Raw genomic sequence first — 2850 nt, 5'->3', positions numbered from 1 at the left:
GGGGGCCCTGGCACTGCTGCAGGCGTCGGCGTTGCGGGCACGCTTTCCCCGACTCGAAGCCGAGGCCACGCTGCGCCTGGGCCATGCCTTGCAGCGTGGCGGCGATCCGCGCACGGCACGTGCCTATCTCGAGCGTTCGCTCGCCCTGCGCGAGGCGGCCGAGGCCCCAGACAGCCCTTGGCTTGCCGAGGCCCGCGTGGGCCTTGCCGACTGCTTGGTGGACCTGGGGGAGCGCACGCTGGCAAGAGGGCTGGTCGAGCAGGCCGTGCGCGCGCAGGCCGCCCACAACGAACTGGGCGCGCATTTCCGGGCGCCGCTCAGGGGAGTGGCGCTGCGGTTGAAGACGGGGTGAGAGGCCGCGTGGGCGGCTGGGACATTCTGACGTTCCAACCCACAGGCCACCTCCGCAGTGGCGCCCTCCTTCCTGGGGCACCAAGGCATCGTGTTTGCACCGCCACCGGCCACCGTGAGGACGGGCGAATCGGCTGATCGTGTCCCGCCGCAGATGCCAGTCTTCTACGGGTGGAGATGCGGGTTACCCTGGGCCTGCGCGGGGTGTCCCTTCCTCTGGCGGACGTGGCCCATCCGTGTGCGCGCGCCGGCGATGAATCGAGGGGCCTAGCTCGGTTTCCGCGGATCGGCGCCGTGTTCTGCGACTTCGGCGCCCCGCCGGCTGACAGCCTTGGCTTCATCGAACGTTTGCTCCCTTTCGAATTGCCCGCGCCGCGACATGCTGCTCTGAAGACGCGGGATCTCTGGTCGCTGCAAGGCGAACCTGAATCAATCGTTTGGCGGAGTTTTCCCCGCAATTCCGTCTTTGCGAGTAAGGGCCTGCGTTTTGTGGGCTCTCGCCCGAAGACGGAGGCCACCCCGTGACAGTTGCCCATGCCAGCGCACCCCTTCTGGCCAACCCGAGGATGCCATGAACGACATCCGAGATCCACATGCCTCGCCAAGGATCTGCCTCATCAAGCCTGCCAAGACGGCGACAACCGGTAGCGCGGGAGCGGCCACATGACACCGCTGAAGGATCGCCTCGCAACCCTGCCCTGGGTACTGGCCGGGCCCATCTTGCGCAAGGTCACGGGAACGAGCGTGACCGTCTGGGTGGCTCTGCAGGAGGCGGCGCTGATCAACCTGCACATCTACGATGACACCAACAAGGAGGTGGCCACTGGCGGACGGAACACGGTGGCGGTGGGAGCCCACCTGCACATTGCTGCCGTCACCGCTCACCCCACCGGTGCGGCACTCAAGGAAGGCATCGTCTACCACTACGACCTCACTTTCGCCGCCGCGCACAAGGTGGCGGATCTGGGGGGCGCAACCAATTCTGCCAAGCTGGGCTACGGAACCGGCAAGCTTCCCGGCTTCGCTTTGCCGCCTGGGAACATCGGCGATGTGCGCTTGTTTCACGGCTCCTGCCGCATGCCACACGGCAGCGGTCCCGATGCAATGGCGCTGCTCGATGTGCTGATCGATCAAGCGAGGGCCAACGCGACCGCGCGACCGCATCAACTCATTCTGACAGGCGACCAGATCTACGCTGACGACGTGGCGGCGGCGCTGCTACCGCTATTGACCGATGCGGGCGACACCCTGCTCTACGGCGGATCGGCCGATAGCGAGGATATGCCCGGGGTAGGCCAGACCTTCACCATCCCACCTTATTGGCGACACCACTGGCTGGATGCTGCCCATTTCACGTCGGACGACTTGCGCAGCCATCTGATGTCGCTCGGTGAATACCTGGCGATGTATCTGTTCACCTGGTCCGATGTCCTCTGGCCCGTGCTTCGCGACACCACCGACCGGCCGGTCGCCGACCTGCCGGTCATGGAAACGATCAAGCGGTTGACCGACCACCTCGGCGATGCCACCGACGCCATCCAGAAGCAGTGGAAGGAGCACCCCGCCCAGGCGATCGAAAACGACACGCGCGACGTCAAGACGCACTACGCGACTCTGTTCCGCGTTCGCAGGGTGCTGGCCAACATCCCCACCGCCATGATCTTCGACGATCACGAAATCACCGACGACTGGAACATGACGCTGGGCTTCTGCCGCGGCATCTATGGCCACCCGCTCGCACGCCGCGTGGTTCAGAACGGCCTCGTGGCCTATGCGCTCTGCCAGCACTGGGGCAACGTGCCGGAGGACTTCGAAAAAAAGGGAACCGCCATGCCACCTGGGGCCGCGCTGCTCGCGCTGCTCGACGGCAAAAACGCCGTCGACTACGCGAACAACTCGTCCCAACTGCAGAAGATCACCGGCATGCGCACGCGGCCGGGCTGGCGCGATGCGGATCCGGATTCGCTGACCTACAACTACACGCTGGAGGCGGCGGCGTACCAGGTGATCATCACCGACACACGCACCTGGCGAACCTTTCCTGACGGAGACAACACGACTGCACACTTTCTCCCTGTCGAGCCGAGTAATCAACTCGAGGCCCAGATCACGAACACTCCGCACCTCGAAACTCCGGAACTCAAAAACCGCGCCCTCCTGGTCGTCGTGACCACCAACGCGCCGCCCAGCGAGCCAATCCGGGCGGCGGAGCGCAATCCCTGGAAGACGAAACGTTTCGACGGCGAACACACCGACATCTACGACGGCTGGAGCCTGCCGTCCGTGGCCTTCGACCGCCTGCTCGTCACGCTGAGTGAGAAACTCCCGCTGGTTGACGTGCCGAACGTTGGGCGAACGCGCAAAGGCTGGGTACTGCTGCTCTCGGGCGACGTGCACCACGGCTTCACCGCCCGCCTGAAGTACCGGGCCACCCAGCGGTTCGAAGACACACAGCGTCAGCCCGCCTCGGTGGTGTTCGCAGAACTCGTGGCGAGCTCG

1 protein-coding gene and 1 pseudogene are annotated in these 2850 nt (G+C 65.4%); both read left to right on the top strand.

Translation table 11 applies throughout. From position 1 onward, the window contains the following. A partial coding sequence (locus VFL64_RS01140; RefSeq protein ID WP_489538538.1) for a tetratricopeptide repeat protein occupies positions 1-352 on the top strand: 352 nt, incomplete at its 5' end. A gap of 662 nt (positions 353-1014) precedes the next feature. Further along, positions 1015-2850: pseudogene (locus VFL64_RS01135) on the top strand (hypothetical protein); the annotation flags it as partial.

This window comes from Rhizobacter sp. (assembly GCF_035702065.1).
Taxonomy (GTDB): domain Bacteria; phylum Pseudomonadota; class Gammaproteobacteria; order Burkholderiales; family Burkholderiaceae_C; genus Rhizobacter.
The sequence above is the reverse complement of the archived record's forward strand: the minus strand, read 5'-3'. Positions and strand labels throughout refer to the sequence as shown.